Below are 16,907 nucleotides of genomic sequence, written 5' to 3'. Positions count from 1 at the left end.
GGCACCCCGTGTGTTACGGGCCGATGAACCGCCGGATCCGGGGGGGGTGCCGATCCTGGTCGTGACGCAGTCTTCGCCACAGGGCGCCGCAACCATCAATGGAGGAACTCCGACGGCGAGCATCAGGTCCGCGAGAGCTGCACCGGTCCAGGCGCGAAAAAACCGACCGCGGCGGGCCTTCCGATGACCTGGCATGGGGGAGCCGAGTCGGGCAGTTCGGGAGGGCCGGCCGCGGCCGGAGCCTGGGGTTTTCCCGGAGATTCCTGCGGTCCTTCGGGGTGTTCCTGTCGAGTTTCGGGGATCGGACCGCTTCGGGAGTCAGACCGCTTCGGCGGTCTCCGGCAGCTCGATGGCGAGCCGCTCGGTGAGGTCGACGACCTCGGCGAGGTCCCCGAAGTCACGGACGGCCGTGTCGACCGTCTTTCGGATACGTGTGTTGACCCGCTCGGAGCGGACCCTCTTGGCCGCCCTGATGGCCTCGGTGGCGAGGACCGCGCCCCGCTCGGGCTCACGCTGGAGGAGATGCACGGTGGCCATGCCGATCAGGTTGAGCGCGTACGACCGCTGGTAGTCGGCGCTCTCCTGGGCGAACAGCTCCACGGCCCGCTCCATCAGCGGCTCGGCGAGGGAGGCGTACGTGGGACTGCGGCCGGCGACGTAGGCGAGGTCGCGGAAGGAGTGGGAGTTCTCGCCGTACAGCTCGGCCTCGGAGAAGAAGCGGATCCAGTCGGGGTCCGGTTCGTCCCACTCGCCGACCTCGGCGAAGGTGTCCTCGGCCATCCTGACCGCGCGCTTGCACCGGCCGGGCTGGCCCATGTTGGCGTAGGCGCGGGCCTCCATCGCGTACAGCATCGACTGGGTGCGCGGGCTCGCGCAGTCACGGCTGCCGTACTGCGCGAGATGGATGAGTTCCAGAGCGTCCTCGGGCCGGCCGAGGTGGATCATCTGACGGCTCAGGTTCGACAGGATGTACGAGCCCAGCGGCCGGTCCCCCGCCTCCTTGGCCGCGTGCAGGGCGAGCACGAGGTACTTCTGCGCGGTGGGCTGGAGCCCGACGTCGTACGACATCCAGCCGGCCAGTTCGGCGAGCTCGGCGGCGACCTTGAACAGCCGCCGCCGGACCGGGTCGGACTGGGGTTCCTGGAGCAGGTCCGTCACCTCGTGCAGCTGCCCGACGACGGCCTTGCGGCGCAGGCCGCCGCCGCACTGGGCGTCCCACTGCCGGAACATCACGGTGGTGGTCTCCAGCAGGTCCAGCTCCGGCTGGGACAGCCGGCCGCGGGTCTGCCCCAAGACGGCGGACTCGGACTCCGGGCGGGACGGGGCGGCGGACGGTGTGGGGACGAGCCAGCGCTGCATGGGCTCGATGAGGGACGGGCCCGCGGAGAGGGCCAGCGAGCTCCCGAGGAAGCCGCGCCGCGCGAGCATGAGGTCGCTGCGCGAGAACTCGCTGAGCAGGGCCACGGTCTGCGGGCCCGTCCAGGGCAGGTCGACGCCGGTCGCGGAGGGCGAGGGCCGGGTGGTGCGCAGCCCCAGGTCCTCGACGGACACGACGACGCCGAAGCGCTCGGAGAACAGCTCGGACAGGATGCGCGGGATGGGCTCGCGCGGGTTCTCGCCGTCCAGCCAGCGGCGCACGCGCGAGGTGTCGGTGGAGATGTGGTTGGCGCCCAGTTGGCGGGCTCTGCGGTTGACCTGGCGGGCGAGTTCGCCCTTGGACCAGCCGCTGCGGATGAACCACGAGGCGAGCAGCTCGTTCGGACGCTTCTCCGTACCCGCAGCGCTCGTCCCGCCACCGCCGTTGCCGCTCACTGGAACGCCCCCATCCCTGAAACCACTCGCCGCTGAGTGCGCCAAGCCCTATCAGAATGCCGGTTGCCGGGGCCGCCGTCCGGCGGATGCCACCCACCGAACGGAAAGCCGAGTTGCCTCCGGCATACCCGTGTGTGCATGTGCCCCAAGAAGCCGTGCACACAACGTAGCGCTACGATCACCCGTCCAGCCATGGCGAACCGGTAATCGCCACCATTCGCCACCCCATCGAATGAACTCACGGTGGCCGACTCACGATTCACTTGACACAGGGCAGCCACAGTGGATGCGGCGAGGCACTCGGGGGTGCAAGCCGCCCCGCACACCACCCCGGACGCTTCCGGGCGCCGACTGAGCCGCGCGGCACGGGGAAGTCGAGAACAGAGAGTCACGTGTCGCGCCCGCTGCGTAACCACCGGTGCGTCGGACCCGTTGGAGGGGGCATGGGCTTCACGATCGGCATCAGCCGGGGCATCCGCGACATCCGGTCCGGCTCACGCCGCCGGGGCCGCGTGCCGGACGGCACCGGAGTGGCGGAGTACACCGGGCTGTGGGGCTGGGACGTGGTGCCGGGCGCCCGCGCCGCGGCCGGCGCCTGCTCCTGCGGCCGGGCGGGATGCCGGGCGCCGGGCGCACATCCGCTGGACCTCGCCCCGGAGATCCCCGCCGGGGCTCCGCTGGACGACGTGACGGAGATCTGGGCCGGGTACCCGGGCGCCGCGATGATGCTGCCGGTCGGGCGGGCGTTCGACGTGATCGAGGTGGCCGAACCCGCCGGGTGCCGCGCCCTGGCCCGACTGGAGCGCATGGGCCTGCCCGTCGGCCCGGTCGCCGCCACCCCGGACGGCCGGGCCCAGTTCTTCGTCGCCCCCGGCGCCGCCGCCGCGCTCCCCGAGCTGCTCTACCGCATGGGCTGGGACGACCCGGCCGCCCTCGACCTGCGCGGCCTCGGTCCCGGTACGCACATCACGGCACCGGCGTCGGACCGGGGCGGCCTCGGCCCGGTGCGCTGGCTGCGCTCCCCCGCCCTCGACTCGGTTCCCCGCCCGCCCGAGGCCCGTCTGGTCCTGGGCACGCTGGCGTACGTCGTGCATCGGTTGCAGACGTAGGCGTAGGCGTAGGCGTAGGCCCCGAAGCCGTACGTGGAGCAGCACGGCGAAGCGCCCGTTTCCGGGTTTCCGGAAGCGGGCGCTTCTTCGCGTCGGTGCGGGTGCCGTCCGGCGGGGCGCCTCGGAGTCACTCCCCGATGAGCGCGTCCACGAACGCGTCGGGCTCGAACGGTGCCAGGTCGTCCGCGCCCTCGCCGAGACCGATCAGCTTGACCGGGACGCCCAGTTCGCGCTGGACGGCGATCACGATGCCGCCCTTGGCCGTGCCGTCCAGCTTGGTGAGCACGATGCCGGTGATGTCGACGACCTCGGCGAAGACCCGGGCCTGGACCAGGCCGTTCTGACCGGTGGTGGCGTCGAGCACGAGCAGCACCTCGTCCAGCGGGGCCTGCTTCTCCACGACCCGCTTGACCTTGCCGAGCTCGTCCATCAGGCCGGTCTTGGTGTGCAGTCGGCCGGCGGTGTCGATGAGCACGACACCCGCGCCCATCTCCTTGCCCTCCTTGACCGCGTCGAACGCGACGGAGGCCGGGTCGCCGCCCTCCGGGCCGCGCACAGTGTGGGCGCCGACGCGCTCGCCCCAGGTCTGGAGCTGGTCGGCGGCGGCGGCGCGGAACGTGTCGGCGGCGCCGAGGACGACGGTGTTGCCGTCGGCGACCAGGACACGGGCGAGCTTGCCGGTGGTGGTGGTCTTGCCGGTGCCGTTGACCCCCACGACCATCACGACGCCCGGACCACCGGTCTCGGTCTCGGTGCGCACGGTGCGGTCCATCGTGGGATCGACCAGGGTGATCAGCTCCTCGCGGAGCAGCCCGCGCAGTTCGGCGGGGGTGCGGGTGCCGAGCACCTTCACGCGCTCGCGCAGCCGCTCGACCAGCTCCTGGGTGGGCTGCACGCCGACATCGGCGGTGAGCAGGGTGTCTTCGACCTCCTCCCAGGTGTCCTCGTCGAGGTGCTCGCGGGAGAGCAGGACGAGCAGGCCCTTGCCCAGGGCGTTCTGTGAACGGGAGAGACGGGCGCGCAGCCGGACGAGCCGGCCGGCGGTGGGCTCCGGGATCTCGATCGCGGGAGCCTCGGTGGGCGGCTCCTCGACGACGACCGGGGCGGAGCCGTCCGGAAGATCAACCTCCTCGATGGTGCGCCGCGGTTCCTCCCGCGGCGTCTCGGCCTCGTCGCCGACGTGCGGCTCGGCCGGAGGGGCGGTGATGTCGGGCGCGGTGGGCGGCGGCGGGGGCAGCTGCTTCTTGCGGCGGCTGCCGACGATGAGCCCGCCGAGCACACCGAACACGACCACGGCGATGACTACAGCAAGGATGACGATGTCCATAACGGGTCCAGTATCAGCCATGGGCAGCCCGGACGGGCCTAGGTCGACCCCCGTGGAACGGCCCGTGCCGTCCCGGGTCGGCGACCCGGTGGCCGGCGGCCGACGACGCGCGGGTCAGGACGTGCGGCACACGGCACGGACACACCGCCGCCCCGGCCCGGACGGTTGTCCGGAGCGGGGCGGCAGGGTACGAGGAGAGGGGCAGCGGGGACTTGAACCCCTCTCCTCGGGCTTGTGCGGGACGGGTCCGTGGACCGTCGGCCCCGCGGGCGCGGTCAGCCCATTTCCTCCAGGGCCTTGCCCTTCGTCTCCTTGACGAACTTCAGGACGAACGGGATGGAGAGCGCCGCGAAGAACGTGTAGATCACGTAGGTGGTCGACAGGTTCCACTCGGCCAGCGACGGGAAGCTCGCGGTGATGGCCCAGTTGGCGATCCACTGCGCGGCGGCGGCCACGCCGAGCGCGGCGGCGCGGATCCGGTTCGGGAACATCTCGCCGAGCATGACCCAGACGACCACACCCCACGACAGGGCGAAGAAGAGGACGAACATGTGGGCGGCGACCAGCGCGACCCAGCCCTGGGTGGCGGGCAGCTTGCCGTCGACGAGGTCGAAGGAGAACGCCCAGGCCTCCAGCGCGAGGCCGATCACCATACCGACGGAGCCGATGATCGCGAGCGGCCTGCGGCCGATGCGGTCCACGAAGATCATCGCGATGACGGTGCCGACGATGTTGATGATCGACGTGGTGAAGGAGTAGAAGAACGAGTCCGCCGGGTCGACGCCGACCGACTGCCACAGCGTCGCCGAGTAGTAGAACGCGACGTTGATGCCGACGAACTGCTGGAAGACCGACAGGCCGATACCGACCCAGACGATCGGCTTGAAGAAGAAGCTGCCGCCGAGCAGGTCCTTGAAGCGGGACTTCTCCTCGCTGTGCATCGCCGTCTCGATCTCGCTGACACGGGCGTCCAGGTCGACGTTCTTGCCCTCGACCTCTTCGAGGATCTTCCGGGCGCGCTCGTGCTTGCCGACGGAGATCAGGTAGCGGGGGGACTCGGGGATGGCGAAGGAGAGCAGTCCGTACAGCACGGCCGGGACGACCATGACGCCGAGCATCAGCTGCCATGCCTCCAGACCCAGCAGCATGCCGCGCTGGTCGCCGTCGGCGGCGTTCAGGATGCCCCAGTTGACCAGCTGCGACACGGCGATGCCGACGACGATCGCGGCCTGCTGGAAGGAGCCGAGCCGTCCGCGGTAGGCGGGCGGGGCGACCTCGGCGATGTAGGCCGGGCCGATCACCGAGGCCATACCGATGGCGACACCGCCGACGACCCGCCAGAAGGCGAGGTCGTAGAGGGAGAAGGGGACGGCGGAGCCGATGGCGCTGACGGTGAACAGGAGCGCGGCGATCTGCATGACCCGGATGCGGCCGACGCGGTCGGCTATGCGGCCGGCGGTCGCGGCACCGATGGCACAGCCGATCAGCGCGATGGCGATGACCTGGGCGAGCGCGGCCGAGCCGATGTCGTAGCGGTCCCGGATGGCCTCGACGGCGCCGTTGATCACGGAGCTGTCGTAGCCGAAGAGAAAGCCGCCCATGGCGGCTGCCGCCGTGATGAAGATGACGTGCCCGAGATGCTCGGGTTGAGCCGTCCCGGCTCCTGACGTCTGTGCCTGCGCTGAGCTGGTCACGTGTAACTCCTCGGGCCACCGGCAACATCGCCGGATGGGGGGTCAGCCCTTCGAGGTCCACCTGAAGGTACCTGAAGGTAAAAGCAACATGACGAAGACTATGTGTTCAAGTTTCGAAGCCAACAGGGGGGTACGGGACAGATGTTCTCGGATCCCGTGAGATTGAGTTCAAAAGTCGAAGTCACCTATGTGGGACGCAGGGTGGACGGTCATGAATGCATGCGGGCTGCACTTGTCTAGCGGAGGCGCTGGCTGATGACCTTGGAGACACCGTCGCCCTGCATGGAGACGCCGTAGAGCGCGTCGGCGACCTCCATCGTGCGCTTCTGGTGGGTGATCACGATCAGCTGCGAGGCCTCCTGCAGCTCCCGCATGATGCCGATCAGCCGCTGGAGGTTGGTGTCGTCGAGAGCGGCCTCGACCTCGTCCATGACGTAGAACGGGCTCGGCCGCGCCTTGAAGATCGCCACCAGCAGCGCCACGGCGGTCAGTGACCGCTCACCGCCCGAGAGCAGCGACAGCCGCTTGACCTTCTTGCCCGGTGGACGCGCCTCGACGTCCACGCCCGTGGTGAGCATGTTGTCGGGGTCGGTCAGCACCAGCCGCCCCTCACCGCCCGGGAACAGCCGGGAGAAGACGCCCTCGAACTCCCGGGCCGTGTCCCGGTAGGCCTCGCTGAAGACCTGCTCGACGCGCTCGTCGACCTCCTTGACGACCTGGAGCAGATCCGCGCGGGTCTTCTTCAGGTCCTCCAGTTGCTCGCCGAGGAACTGGTGGCGTTCCTCCAGTGCCGCGAACTCCTCCAGCGCGAGCGGGTTCACCTTGCCGAGCTGCTGGTAGGCCCGCTCGGCGGCCTTCATCCGCTTCTCCTGCTCCGCCCGTACGAAGGGGCGAGGCATGTTGCGCGGGTGCTCGGGGTCGTCCGGGAGGTCCTCCCCGTCGGCGGGGGGCGAGGGCGGCACCAGTTGGTGCGGTCCGTACTCCGCCACCAGTCCGGCCGGTTCGACACCCAGTTCCTCCAGCGCCTTGGTCTCCAACTGCTCCATCCGCAGCCGTTTCTCGGCGCCGAGTACCTCGCCCCGGTGAACTGAATCCGTCAACTTGTCGAGTTCCGCCTTGAGATCGCGTCCCTCGGTGCGTGCCCGGGCGAGTTCCTGCTCGCTGCGGGCCTTCGCGGCCTCGGCGGCGGTGCGCTCCTCCTCGGCGCGCGCGAGGGACACCTCGACGTGCGCGAGCAACTGACGGGCACCGCCCGCGACGGCCTCGGCGACGGCTGCCTCGTGCCGCAGCCGGGCCCGCCGCTGCTCGGCACGCGCGCGTGCCTCGCGTTCCGCGCGGGCGGCCCGGTCGAGGGAGTCGGCCCGCCCGGCGAGCCCCTTGACCCGCTCCTCGTGCGTACGCACCTGGAGCCGGGCCTCCATCTCGGTCTGGCGGGCGTTGGCCCCGTCGGCGGCGAGCCGGTCACGCACGGAGGGGTCGGGCTCCTCCATCCCTCCCTCCCCGAAGGAAGCACTCTCCTCGGCGACGGCGAGCCGTTCGGCGAGTTCCTCCACATCGGTGAGCGCCTCGTCGAGGGCCTCCTGTGCCCTGGTGGCCGCGGCGGCGGAGCGCTCGGCCTCCCCGGCCGCCCCACGTGCCTGCCCGGCGAGTCGGCCCAGTTGCTGGGCGACGGAGGACTTTTCCCGGTCGGCGGCCCGGCACCGCTCCCCCAGTTCCTCGACGAGGGCCGCCCACCGGCCGCGCTCCTCGGCCGCGGTGTGCTGTGCCAGGGTCAGTTCCTCGCACCGCACACCGAGCTCTTCCAACTCGGCGGCGGCCTCGTCCACGGACGCCCGCACCTCGAGCAGGCTCGGGGCTCCCGCCGAGCCGCCGTGCGCGAAGTGCGCGCCCAGCAGGTCGCCCTCGGCGGTCACAGCGATCAGTTCGGGCCGTGCGTACACCAGCTCCTCGGCGTCCTCCAGGGTGCCGACGACGACGATGTCGCGCAGCAACCGGCGCACGGCGGGCAGGAGTTCGGCGGGCCCACCTACCAGGTCGGCCGCGTACGGCGGCCTGCCGGGAGCATCCGCGCGCGGCTCGTGCGGTGCGTCGGCGGGCGCTTCCCGCGGTCCGTCGTCAAAGGTGCCGGTGAGCAACAGGGTGGCGCGGCCCGCTTCCTGTTTGCGCAGCAGGCGGATCGCGCCGACGGCGGTGGCGGGCCCGGTGACGGCGAGGGCGTCGGCGGCGGCCCCGAAGGCGGCGGCGAGGGCGACCTCGTGGCCCGGGGTGACGGTGAGCAGTTCGGCGGCGGGGCCGAGCAGTCCGGCGAGCCGGTCCTGCGCCGCGAGCAGCGCGCCGGTGCCGTCCTTGCGGCGCAGGCCGAGGGCGAGGGCCTCGTGGCGGGCCCGGGTCGCGGCGCGCTCACGTTCGACGGCGGTGACCGCCTCGCGGGCGGCGGTGAGGGCGGCCTCGGCCTCGGCGAGCCGCTGTTTGGCCTCCATGTGCCGTCCGGTGAGTTCCGCGTCGCCGGCGTCGAGGCCGTCGACCTCGGCCTGCAGGGCCTCGTACTCCTCCTGGGCGGTGACGGCCCGTTCCTGGGCCTCGTCGCGGGCCGCGGCCAGGCGCTCGATCTCGGCCTGGGCCGCCGCGGCACGCGAACGGGCCGCGCCCACCTGGCCCGTGAGCCGGGCGAGCCCCTCGCGCCGGTCGGCGAGGGCACGCGCGGCGTCCTTCAGTCGCCGTTCCTCCAGGGCGAGGTCGCGTTCCAGCTCCGCGCGGTGGGCGACCGTGTTCTCCAGGGCGTGTTCGGCGGCCTCGAGGGCGGCCTCCAGCTCGGCCTCCTGCTCGCGGACGCGGGCGGCCTCGCGCTCCATGTCCGCGGGGTCGCGTCCGCGGCGCTCCTCGGGGGGTGCGGAGGTGGCGCTCTTCACACGCGCTTCGGCCAGCGAGACGGTGCCGCGCACCCGCTCGGCGAGCTGGGAGAGCTCGTACCAGGTCTGCTGGGCGCTGCGCAGGCGCGGAGTGAGCCGGCGCACCTCGCCCTCGAGGGCCGCCTCCCGCTGGAGCGCCTTGCGCAGTTCCTGCTCGGCGGCGTCCTTGCGCTCCTTGAGGGCGGCCTCGTCGGCGATCTCCGCCGCGACCGCGTCGCGCAGCCGCACGAGGTCGTCGGCGAGGAGGCGCAGGCGGACGTCGCGCAGGTCGGCCTGGATGACGGCGGCCCTCCTGGCGACCGCGGCCTGTCGGCCGAGGGGTTTGAGCTGGCGGCGCAGTTCGTCGGTGAGGTCCTGTACGCGCGCGAGATTGGCCTGCATCGCGTCCAGCTTGCGCAGCGCCTTCTCCTTGCGCTTGCGGTGTTTGAGGACACCTGCCGCCTCCTCGATGAAGGCGCGGCGGCCCATCGGGTCGGCGTGCAGCACGGAGTCCAGCTGGCCCTGGCCGACGATGACGTGCATCTCGCGGCCGATGCCGGAGTCGGAGAGCAGCTCCTGGATGTCGAGGAGGCGGCAGGTGTCGCCGTTGATCTGGTACTCGCTGCCGCCGTTGCGGAACATGATCCGCGTGATGGTGACCTCGGCGTACTCGATGGGCAGGGCCCCGTCGGCGTTGTCGATGGTCAGCGACACCTCGGCGCGGCCGAGCGGCGGGCGGCCGGTGGTGCCGGCGAAGATGACGTCCTCCATCTTGCCGCCGCGCAGCGACTTGGCGCCCTGCTCGCCCATGACCCAGCTGAGCGCGTCCACGACGTTCGACTTGCCCGAGCCGTTCGGACCCACGACGCATGTGATGCCCGGTTCGAACCGGAGCGTGGTCGCCGAGGCGAACGACTTGAAGCCTCGGAGGGTCAGGGCCTTGAGGTGCACGTGGCCGGACTTTACCTGCCCGGGATGTCCCACTCCATGAACCGGCGGTTTCACGGGTGAACGCGCAGGGCAAACCAAACGTTAAAGACGGTGAAAGGACGCGCGGGTCAAGGAACCGGGGAACTGGGGAAACCGGGCGGCGCAGGGAGTGCCGGGGGGTACGGAGGCAGGAAAGAAGGGACGCCGGGGCGTCCCTTGCACTTCTGACAACGTGGCGGTGGTGACGGGCGAACCGACCGCTGCCGTGCCGGGGTGGAGCGGTGCAGCGATCAGGTCAGCGCAGGCTCCGCCTGGTGTGCGTCAACGCTCTCCATGATCCTGTCGTGAGAAGCGGCAGCCGCGAGCTCGTCGTTCTCCGCCTGGATCCGTACGAGTTCGGATTCCAGGTCCTGGACGCGCCGCTGGAGCCGTCGCATCTCGGCGAGGAGTCGCGGGTCGGAGCCGCCGACGTAACCGAGAAGCGCCTTTGCCATGATGGATGGTCCTCCACAATGCGTGACCGACCTGTGCGGTGTGGGTCGTGAGGGATGAGCACCCGCGGTGCTTGGCAGACCTGGAGTTGTACTGCCGTTCAGCCATGCCAAACAGCTAAGGTGCGCGGGGCTTTCAGCGTCTCACCAAAAAGTTTGACGGTCAACACGATCACGCCCCGTATCGGCGGATGGCCGAGCGCGCACGGCCGTCGGGCGGTGGCGGCGCCGCTCGTGCAGGCTCTCGGGGCGTGGTGGGTCGGATGTGCGGGCGAGCTTCCCACGGCGGGGGCGTTCTTGGCAATCACCAGGAGCTTTCCGCGCTTTCGGACCGACCGGGACTCCCTCCCCGGGCCCCGGGCGCTCCGGGAGGGCGGCGGGATCAGCGGATGGCGAAGCCCTCGTAGCCGCCGCGGGGTGTGTCCCATATCTCGGTGACCCCGTCCACATGTCCGGGCGTGTCGCCGTCCTGGAGCCAGTCGAGCAGGTCCTCGCAGCGTTCCCGGGAGCCCTCCGCGACCACCTGGACCCGTCCGTCACCCAAATTGAGAGCAAAGCCACTCAGGCCGCCGATCTCCAGCGCCTTGGCCCGGGTGAACCAGCGGAAACCCACACCTTGGACCCGTCCTCGCACCCAGGCGACCAGTCGCACATCCTCGCTCATGACTGCAACCTAACCGGACAATGTCACTCGGGGCACTCCCTCCCCATGCGCCATGCGGTACCGTCCCGATCGAACGAATCTCATATGAAACTCACTCGATCGTGTGAGTTTCGTGTTGATCGCGAGGACGGGTCGACCGCAAGGACCAGGAAGGCCAGGACATGGGACGCCACCGACGCTCCGACGCCGGCCGCGCCGCCACGGGCCGCGCCGCCACAGAGGTCACTCAGCACGACGGCCGGTACGACGGGAGTCACGACCCGCTGAGCGCACACGTGGCTGACGCCCCGACGATGGGCATCGCCCCCTACCTGAACCCGGAGGCGTACGCCGAGACGTCCGCGAGGAGCGATGCCTACCTCTTCGCGACGGAGGACGGCCCAGGCGACGGCTACGCCGTCGGCGACTTCGCGCAGGACGGCTTCGCACAGAGCGGCTTCGCGCAGAGCGACTTCGCTCAGAGCGACTTCGCTCAGGGCGACCACTTTGGAACCGCCTTCCAGGGAAGCCACGGGAACGACCGCCCCGGCGACTTCCCGGCCGGACCCGACCGCTCCGGGGCCGCCGCCGAGACGGCTGTCTTCGCGAGCGACGGTCTCCCGCCCAGGAACACCCCGCGGGGCGGTTTCCCCGACGACGGCTTCACGCCCGGCGACGGCGACCGGCACTCGGGCGGTTCGGGTGGGCGGCGCCGGAAGAAGAAGGCCGCGACGCCGGTGCGCACCGGACTGCTCGGGGTCTCCGCCGCGATGGCCCTCGGCACGGTCGCGGTGGCCACGGGCGCGGTGCCGGGCCTCGAGAACTACAAGCTCGGCGGCGACAGCTCCCCCGGCGAGACGGTGGAGGCCGCGGGCACCCCGACCAACACACCCGGCGAGCAGGGCGGCACCTCGGGCAGCCTCGAGAGCCCGGGCCGTGAGGCCGGCACCCCCGCCAGCCGCGACTCCGAGCGCTCCACCTCGCCGGAGCCCTCGCCGTCGGTCCCCTCGGCCGAACAGTCGAAGACGCCGGAGACGAAGGCACCGGAGAAGGCTCCGGAGCAGCAGAAGCCGGCGGTGACGCCGAGCGAGAAGCCCGAGACGACGCCGCCTCGCAAGACCGCTCCGGAGCCGGAGAAGCAGACGCCGAGCAGCCCGGTGACCGTCTCCGAGGAGGCCGCCGCCGGAGCCCAGGTGCTCCAGTTGGTCAACCAGGAGCGGGCGAAGGTGGGCTGCAGCCCGGTCGCCGCGAACAGCGCGCTGACGGGTCTGGCCGCGGCGTTCAGCCAGGACATGGCCGAACGCGGCTTCTTCGACCACACCGACCCCGACGGCGACACCCCGTGGGACAGGGCGAAGGCTGCCGGGATAGCCGACCTCGGCGGGGAGAACATAGCCCGCGGCCAGGCGACCGCCGCGGCCGTGATGGAAGCCTGGATGGACAGCCCCGGCCACAAGGCGAACATACTGAACTGCGACTTCAAGACGCTGGGCGTGGGCGTGCACTTCGGGCCGGGCGGCCCGTGGTGGACCCAGAACTTCGGCTACTAGCCGGACATCAGCGGTACGTGCGGTACGTGGACGGCGGCTCGGGACTTCCCGAGCCGCCGTCCGTGCCTCCCGGGACTAACTCCTGGTTAGTGCATTCTGCTGGTAAGCGCTGCGCTGAAGTACGCTGATCGCATGACGACCACGCGGCGGTACCCGGGGGATCCGGGGCTTCCCTACAACGCGTTCGCCAAGGAGTGCCCCTCACGCGGCACGCTGGAGCATGTGACGGGACGCTGGGGCGCGCTGACGCTCGGGGCGCTGTCCGAGGGCTCGCTGCGCTTCAACGAGCTGCGCCGCCGCGTCGACGGTGTGAGCGAGAAGATGCTGTCCCAGACGCTGCACGCACTGGAACGCGACGGCCTGGTGCACCGCGAGGCCCAGCCCACCAACCCGCCCCGGGTGGACTACGAACTCACCCCGCTGGGCCACGAGGCGGCGCGGCGCGTGCTGTCCCTCATCCACTTCCTGGAGGACAGCATGGACGACGTGCTCCTGGCGCGGGAGAGTTACGACGCGCGCGGAGCCCGCTGACACCTCGGGCAGAAGTAGCTGGACCGGTTCATCCAGGGCCGTCGGCGTATCGGCGTACCGCAGCGACGGCAGGGCAGGTCCTCCCGCCCGTAGGCGTCGAGGGACCGGTCGAAGTAGCCCGACTCGCCGTTGACGTCGACGTAGAGGCTGTCGAAGCTGGTGCCGCCCACCGCGAGGGCGGCGTTCATCACGTCCCGCACATGGTCCAGGAGGAGCTGGGAGCGCGGGCGGGTGAAGGTCTCCGTCGGGCGCTCGTAGTGGATGCGTGCCCGCCACAGCGCCTCGTCCGCGTAGATGTTGCCGACGCCGCTGATCAGCGACTGGTCCAGCAGGGCCCGCTTGATGGTGGTGCGCTTGCGGCGCAGTGCCCGGTGGAAGGCGTCGTCGTCGAAGAGCGGGTCGAGCGGGTCGCGGGCGATGTGCGCGATGACGTCGGGCAGGCCCTCGGGAGTGTTCTCGTGCAACGACAGCCCGCCGAAGGTGCGCTGGTCGACGAAGCGGAGCTCGGTGTCCAGGTCGTCCGTGAAGCGGACCCGGACCCGCAGATGCTTCTCGTCCACCGCCGTGTGCGGCTGGACCAGCAGTTGGCCGCTCATGCCGAGGTGGGCCAGGACGGACTGGCCCGTGCCCTCCAGGGGCAGCCACAGGTACTTGCCGCGGCGGCTGGGGACACCGACACGACGACCCTTCAGACGGTGCGTGAAGTCCTCGGCGCCGGCGATGTGGCGGCGTACCGCACGCGGGTGCAGCACCTCGGCCTCGGCGACGGTCCGGTGGGCGACCCACCGCTCCAGTCCCCGCCGTACGACCTCGACCTCGGGCAACTCGGGCATCGTTCCCCCTCCGAGGATCGGTCCACGAGTGCGACCCGAGCGCCCACCCCGCCAGGGGCGGGCGCTCGGGTCGCACTCGGCGTGTGTGTGGCGTCAGGCGGAGGCCGACGGTGCGCCGGCGGCCGGTTCGGCACCCGCGTCGACGTCGGCGGCCGGCTCGTCCGTCTCGGCCTCGGCCGCCGCCGCGGCACGCTCGTCGGCCGCGGTCCGGATGGACCGCCAGGCGGACTCGGCGGCCTGCTGCTCCGCTTCCTTCTTGCTGCGGCCGGTGCCGGTGCCGTACGAGACGCCTCCGACGCGGGCGGCAGCAGTGAAGGTCTTCTCATGGTCGGGGCCGGTCTCCGTGACCAGGTACTCGGGCACCCCGAGCCCTTCGGTCGCGGTGAGCTCCTGGAGACTGGTCTTCCAGTCCAGGCCGGCACCGAGGTTCGAGGACTTCTCGATCAGCGGGTCGAACAGGCGGTGCACCAGTTCGGAGGCCGCCTCGAGGCCCTGGTCGAGATAGACCGCGCCGATCACCGCTTCGAGGGTGTCGGCGAGGATGGACGCCTTGTCCCGGCCACCTGTGCCCTCTTCACCGCGGCCGAGCCGGATGAAGGAACCGAGATCGAGCCCGCGGCCCACCTCCGCCAGCGCACGCGAGTTGACCACCGCGGCCCGCAACTTGGCCAGCTGGCCCTCGGGCAGGTCGGGGTGGCTGCGGTACAGCGTGTCCGTGACGACGAGGCCGAGCACGGAGTCCCCGAGGAACTCCAGCCGCTCGTTCGTCGGCAGGCCGCCGTTCTCGTACGCGTAGGAACGGTGGGTCAGCGCACGCACCAGAAGGGCGGACTCGAGCTGGTAGCCGAGCCGCCCTTCCAGAAGCGTGTGGGACGAGGCCTGGTTGTTGTCCGCCGATCCGCTCCCGCTCACGCGGGACGACTGCTTCTTGGGCGTGGACACAGTGCCTCTCACCGGCCGCTCAGACCTCGAGGACCTGGCGCTTGTTGTAGGTGCCGCAAGACGGGCACGCGATGTGCTGCTGCTTGGGCTCGTGGCAGCGCTCGCACGCAACCAGGGTGGGGACCGCAGCCTTCCACTGCGACCGGCGGTGGCGCGTGTTGCTGCGCGACATCTTCCGCTTCGGAACAGCCACGGCTACTTCTCCTGCTTCTCGGCGGCGTTCGCAGGACCTGGCCCGTCGCCGCTCATCTCGTCCTTCTCGCCATCTTCGAGTGAACCGGCGAGTCCCTGCAGTGCCGCCCAACGGATGTCGACGGCGTCGTGGTGGTGGTCCGGGTCGTCCGCGAGCCGGGCTCCGCATTCGGAACACAGGCCGGGGCAGTCGTCCTGGCACACCGGCTGCATCGGCAGTGCGAGCACCACCGCGTCACGCAGCACGGTCTCGAGGTCGAGCATGCCGTCCTCGAGGAAGAACCTGTCCTCGTCGTCCTCGGCGTCGTCGCCCGGCTCCGCGATCACACGGCCCCGGTCGTCGGCGTCAGGGTACGAGAACATCTCCTGGAAATCCGCCACGAGCTCCAGCTCGAGCGGCTCCAGACACCTTACGCACTCCCCCTCGGCCGTGGCACGGGCGGTGCCCGTGACGAGCACCCCTTCCATGACCGACTCGAGCCGGAGTTCAAGCTCCACCGGGGCGCCTTCCGGCACTCCGACGACTCCCTGGACACCGAAGTCCCTGGGCGCTTCGACCGAGCGGGTCAGCCGCTGCAGCGCGCCCGGCCTCCGTCCCAGCTCGTGCGTGTCGAACACGAGGGGATTGCGGTGGTCGAGGCGGGCGTTCAGAGCCATTCCTGCTTTCGATCTTCGAGCTTGGGGGAACGCCGACCCGTGGAGTTCCCGGGCAGCGTGGATCGCGGAGGTGCACACGACCGATGAGTCAGGATACTGGACCTTCGGCTCTCCGCCCAATCCGGTCCCGGGGCGACCGGCGACGGGCCGGTCAGCCGTTGCCGCGGTCCTGTTCGTAGGCCCGCAGCTGTTCGGCACTGATCATGCTGGTGTCGAAGAAACTGGTCTCGTCGAGGACGGCCGGGGTCTGTTGCTGCTGCGGGACGTAGCCCTGCTGGGCCTGGCCGGGGTCGTACGCCGGCTGCTGCGGGGTCTCGTAGCCCTGGTAGGCGGCGTACGGGTCCTGCTGGGCGGCCTGCTGCTGGTAGCCGTACGGGTCCTGCCCGCCGCCGTACTCCTGCTGGTAGCCGCCGTACGGGTCGGGCTCCTGGTAGCCGTACGCCGCCTGCTGCTGGGCGTAGTCCTGCTGCTGCGGGTCCTGCTGGGGGATGTGCGGCGCCTGCTGGGGGACCTGCGGAGCCTCCTGCGGCCGCTGCGGGGCCCGCTGGGCCGGGATGTCCGGCATGGCCGCGAGGTCGGCGAGGTAGTCGGCGTCGCTGGAGTGCTGGATCGTGGTGGGGTCCTCGGCGAGGGCGCCGAGGTCGTCGCTGGCGATCCGGCCGTGCAGGGTCTGACGGCCCCGGCCCACCGCCTCCAGGGTCTTGGCGAGGACCGCCTCGAAGGCACCGAGCTTGACGTCGACGTACTCGTCGGCGCTGCGGCGCAGGGTCTCCGGGTCGTGACTGCGCTCGGGGGCGTCGTCTTCCTCGGGGTCCACATAGCCCTGCTCGCCGAGGCCGGGCCCGGTGCCGAGCAGCTTCTCGCGGCCGCGGCCGACGGAGCCGAGTGTCTTGGTGAGGACGACCTCGAAGTTGGCGAGCTTGGAGTCGACGTAGTCGTCGGCCTCCGCGCGGACCTCTTCGGCCTCCTTGCGGGCCTCGGCGAGGATCCGGTCGGCCTCGGACTGGGAGCGGCGGGCGACCTCCGTGCCGGAGATCAGGGAGCCGCGCTCGGCGTGCGCGCCCTCGATGATCCGCTCGGCCTCCTGGCGGGCCTGCTCGACCATCTGCTCGCGGTCGCCGATGAGTTCCTGGGCCTGGGCGAGGGAGTCGGGCAGCGCCGCGCGCACCTCTTCGAGCATCGAGAGCAGCTCTGCGCGGTTGATCACGCACGAGGCCGACATGGGCATCGACCGGGCACCGGAGACCGCGGCGACGATCTCGTCCAGCTTCTTCTGCACGTCCACCGTGTGCTCGCCACTCTCTACAG

14 protein-coding genes are annotated in these 16,907 nt (G+C 71.1%); 3 read left to right on the top strand and 11 right to left on the bottom strand.

The window, feature by feature from the left end:
* Positions 1–318: 318 nt before the first annotated feature.
* On the bottom strand, positions 319–1,812 hold the full coding sequence (nsdA, locus tag ACVW19_RS24245; protein WP_457461698.1) for a transcriptional repressor NsdA: 1,494 nt from the start codon (positions 1,810–1,812) through the stop codon (positions 319–321).
* Positions 1,813–2,255: 443 nt separating this feature from the next.
* Between nsdA and ACVW19_RS24240 the strand changes: the two genes are divergently transcribed.
* Positions 2,256–2,921, top strand: coding sequence for a bifunctional DNA primase/polymerase (locus ACVW19_RS24240; RefSeq protein ID WP_457461696.1), 666 nt, complete (start codon positions 2,256–2,258; stop codon positions 2,919–2,921).
* Positions 2,922–3,048: 127 nt separating this feature from the next.
* Here the strand turns inward: ACVW19_RS24240 and ftsY are convergent, their stop codons facing one another.
* The 5 genes from ftsY to ACVW19_RS24215 all read right to left on the bottom strand — a co-directional run bounded on the left by ftsY (position 3,049) and on the right by ACVW19_RS24215 (position 10,915).
* Complete coding sequence (ftsY, locus tag ACVW19_RS24235; protein WP_457461695.1) at positions 3,049–4,248, bottom strand: signal recognition particle-docking protein FtsY; 1,200 nt, start codon at positions 4,246–4,248, stop codon at positions 3,049–3,051.
* A 275-nt stretch (positions 4,249–4,523) separates the two neighbouring features.
* Positions 4,524–5,942 (bottom strand): sugar porter family MFS transporter, encoded by a 1,419-nt coding sequence (locus ACVW19_RS24230; protein ID WP_457461694.1) that lies wholly within the window; start codon positions 5,940–5,942, stop codon positions 4,524–4,526.
* Positions 5,943–6,178: 236 nt separating this feature from the next.
* Positions 6,179–9,781, bottom strand: a complete 3,603-nt coding sequence (gene smc, locus ACVW19_RS24225; protein WP_457461691.1) for a chromosome segregation protein SMC — start codon at positions 9,779–9,781, stop codon at positions 6,179–6,181.
* A 269-nt stretch (positions 9,782–10,050) separates the two neighbouring features.
* Complete coding sequence (locus tag ACVW19_RS24220; RefSeq protein WP_109381746.1) at positions 10,051–10,254, bottom strand: hypothetical protein; 204 nt, start codon at positions 10,252–10,254, stop codon at positions 10,051–10,053.
* A gap of 379 nt (positions 10,255–10,633) precedes the next feature.
* On the bottom strand, positions 10,634–10,915 hold the full coding sequence (locus ACVW19_RS24215) for an acylphosphatase (RefSeq protein ID WP_109381744.1): 282 nt from the start codon (positions 10,913–10,915) through the stop codon (positions 10,634–10,636).
* 161 nt (positions 10,916–11,076) lie between these two features.
* On the opposite strand from ACVW19_RS24215, the gene ACVW19_RS24210 reads away from it, so the two are divergent.
* On the top strand, positions 11,077–12,444 hold the full coding sequence (locus ACVW19_RS24210; protein ID WP_457461689.1) for a CAP domain-containing protein: 1,368 nt from the start codon (positions 11,077–11,079) through the stop codon (positions 12,442–12,444).
* 132 nt (positions 12,445–12,576) lie between these two features.
* A complete protein-coding gene (locus ACVW19_RS24205) occupies positions 12,577–12,975 on the top strand; it encodes a winged helix-turn-helix transcriptional regulator (RefSeq protein WP_457461687.1) in 399 nt (132 codons plus the stop codon).
* Here ACVW19_RS24205 and mutM read toward each other — a convergent pair.
* The 5 genes from mutM to ACVW19_RS24180 form a co-directional block, all read right to left on the bottom strand.
* Positions 12,951–13,808 (bottom strand): bifunctional DNA-formamidopyrimidine glycosylase/DNA-(apurinic or apyrimidinic site) lyase, encoded by an 858-nt coding sequence (mutM, locus tag ACVW19_RS24200; RefSeq protein ID WP_457461685.1) that lies wholly within the window; start codon positions 13,806–13,808, stop codon positions 12,951–12,953. The two genes, ACVW19_RS24205 and mutM, sit on opposite strands and share 25 nt — an antisense overlap.
* Positions 13,809–13,901: 93 nt before the next feature.
* Entirely contained in the window at positions 13,902–14,750 is an 849-nt protein-coding gene (rnc, locus tag ACVW19_RS24195) for a ribonuclease III (protein ID WP_457464764.1), read from the bottom strand.
* 19 nt (positions 14,751–14,769) lie between these two features.
* A complete protein-coding gene (rpmF, locus tag ACVW19_RS24190; RefSeq protein ID WP_003951102.1) occupies positions 14,770–14,943 on the bottom strand; it encodes a 50S ribosomal protein L32 in 174 nt (57 codons plus the stop codon).
* A gap of 2 nt (positions 14,944–14,945) precedes the next feature.
* Complete coding sequence (locus ACVW19_RS24185) at positions 14,946–15,599, bottom strand: YceD family protein (RefSeq protein WP_457461683.1); 654 nt, start codon at positions 15,597–15,599, stop codon at positions 14,946–14,948.
* Between the two features lie 151 nt (positions 15,600–15,750).
* A complete protein-coding gene (locus tag ACVW19_RS24180; RefSeq protein WP_457461681.1) occupies positions 15,751–16,884 on the bottom strand; it encodes a cell division initiation protein in 1,134 nt (377 codons plus the stop codon).
* Positions 16,885–16,907: the final 23 nt, after the last annotated feature.

The organism is Streptomyces sp. TE5632 (assembly GCF_054061295.1).
This window is presented reverse-complemented; position numbering and strand designations above follow the sequence as displayed.

What these genes read in the sequence shown, in the direction of transcription:
- ftsY (WP_457461695.1), bottom strand. Translation starts at nt 4,248, where the DNA reads ATGGACATCGTCATCCTTGCTGTAGTCATCGCCGTGGTCGTGTTCGGT.
- ACVW19_RS24210 (WP_457461689.1), top strand. Translation starts at nt 11,077, where the DNA reads ATGGGACGCCACCGACGCTCCGACGCCGGCCGCGCCGCCACGGGCCGC.
- ACVW19_RS24215 (WP_109381744.1), bottom strand. Translation starts at nt 10,915, where the DNA reads ATGAGCGAGGATGTGCGACTGGTCGCCTGGGTGCGAGGACGGGTCCAA.
- mutM (WP_457461685.1), bottom strand. Translation starts at nt 13,808, where the DNA reads ATGCCCGAGTTGCCCGAGGTCGAGGTCGTACGGCGGGGACTGGAGCGG.
- ACVW19_RS24185 (WP_457461683.1), bottom strand. Translation starts at nt 15,599, where the DNA reads ATGGCTCTGAACGCCCGCCTCGACCACCGCAATCCCCTCGTGTTCGAC.
- ACVW19_RS24205 (WP_457461687.1), top strand. Translation starts at nt 12,577, where the DNA reads ATGACGACCACGCGGCGGTACCCGGGGGATCCGGGGCTTCCCTACAAC.
- ACVW19_RS24240 (WP_457461696.1), top strand. Translation starts at nt 2,256, where the DNA reads ATGGGCTTCACGATCGGCATCAGCCGGGGCATCCGCGACATCCGGTCC.
- ACVW19_RS24220 (WP_109381746.1), bottom strand. Translation starts at nt 10,254, where the DNA reads ATGGCAAAGGCGCTTCTCGGTTACGTCGGCGGCTCCGACCCGCGACTC.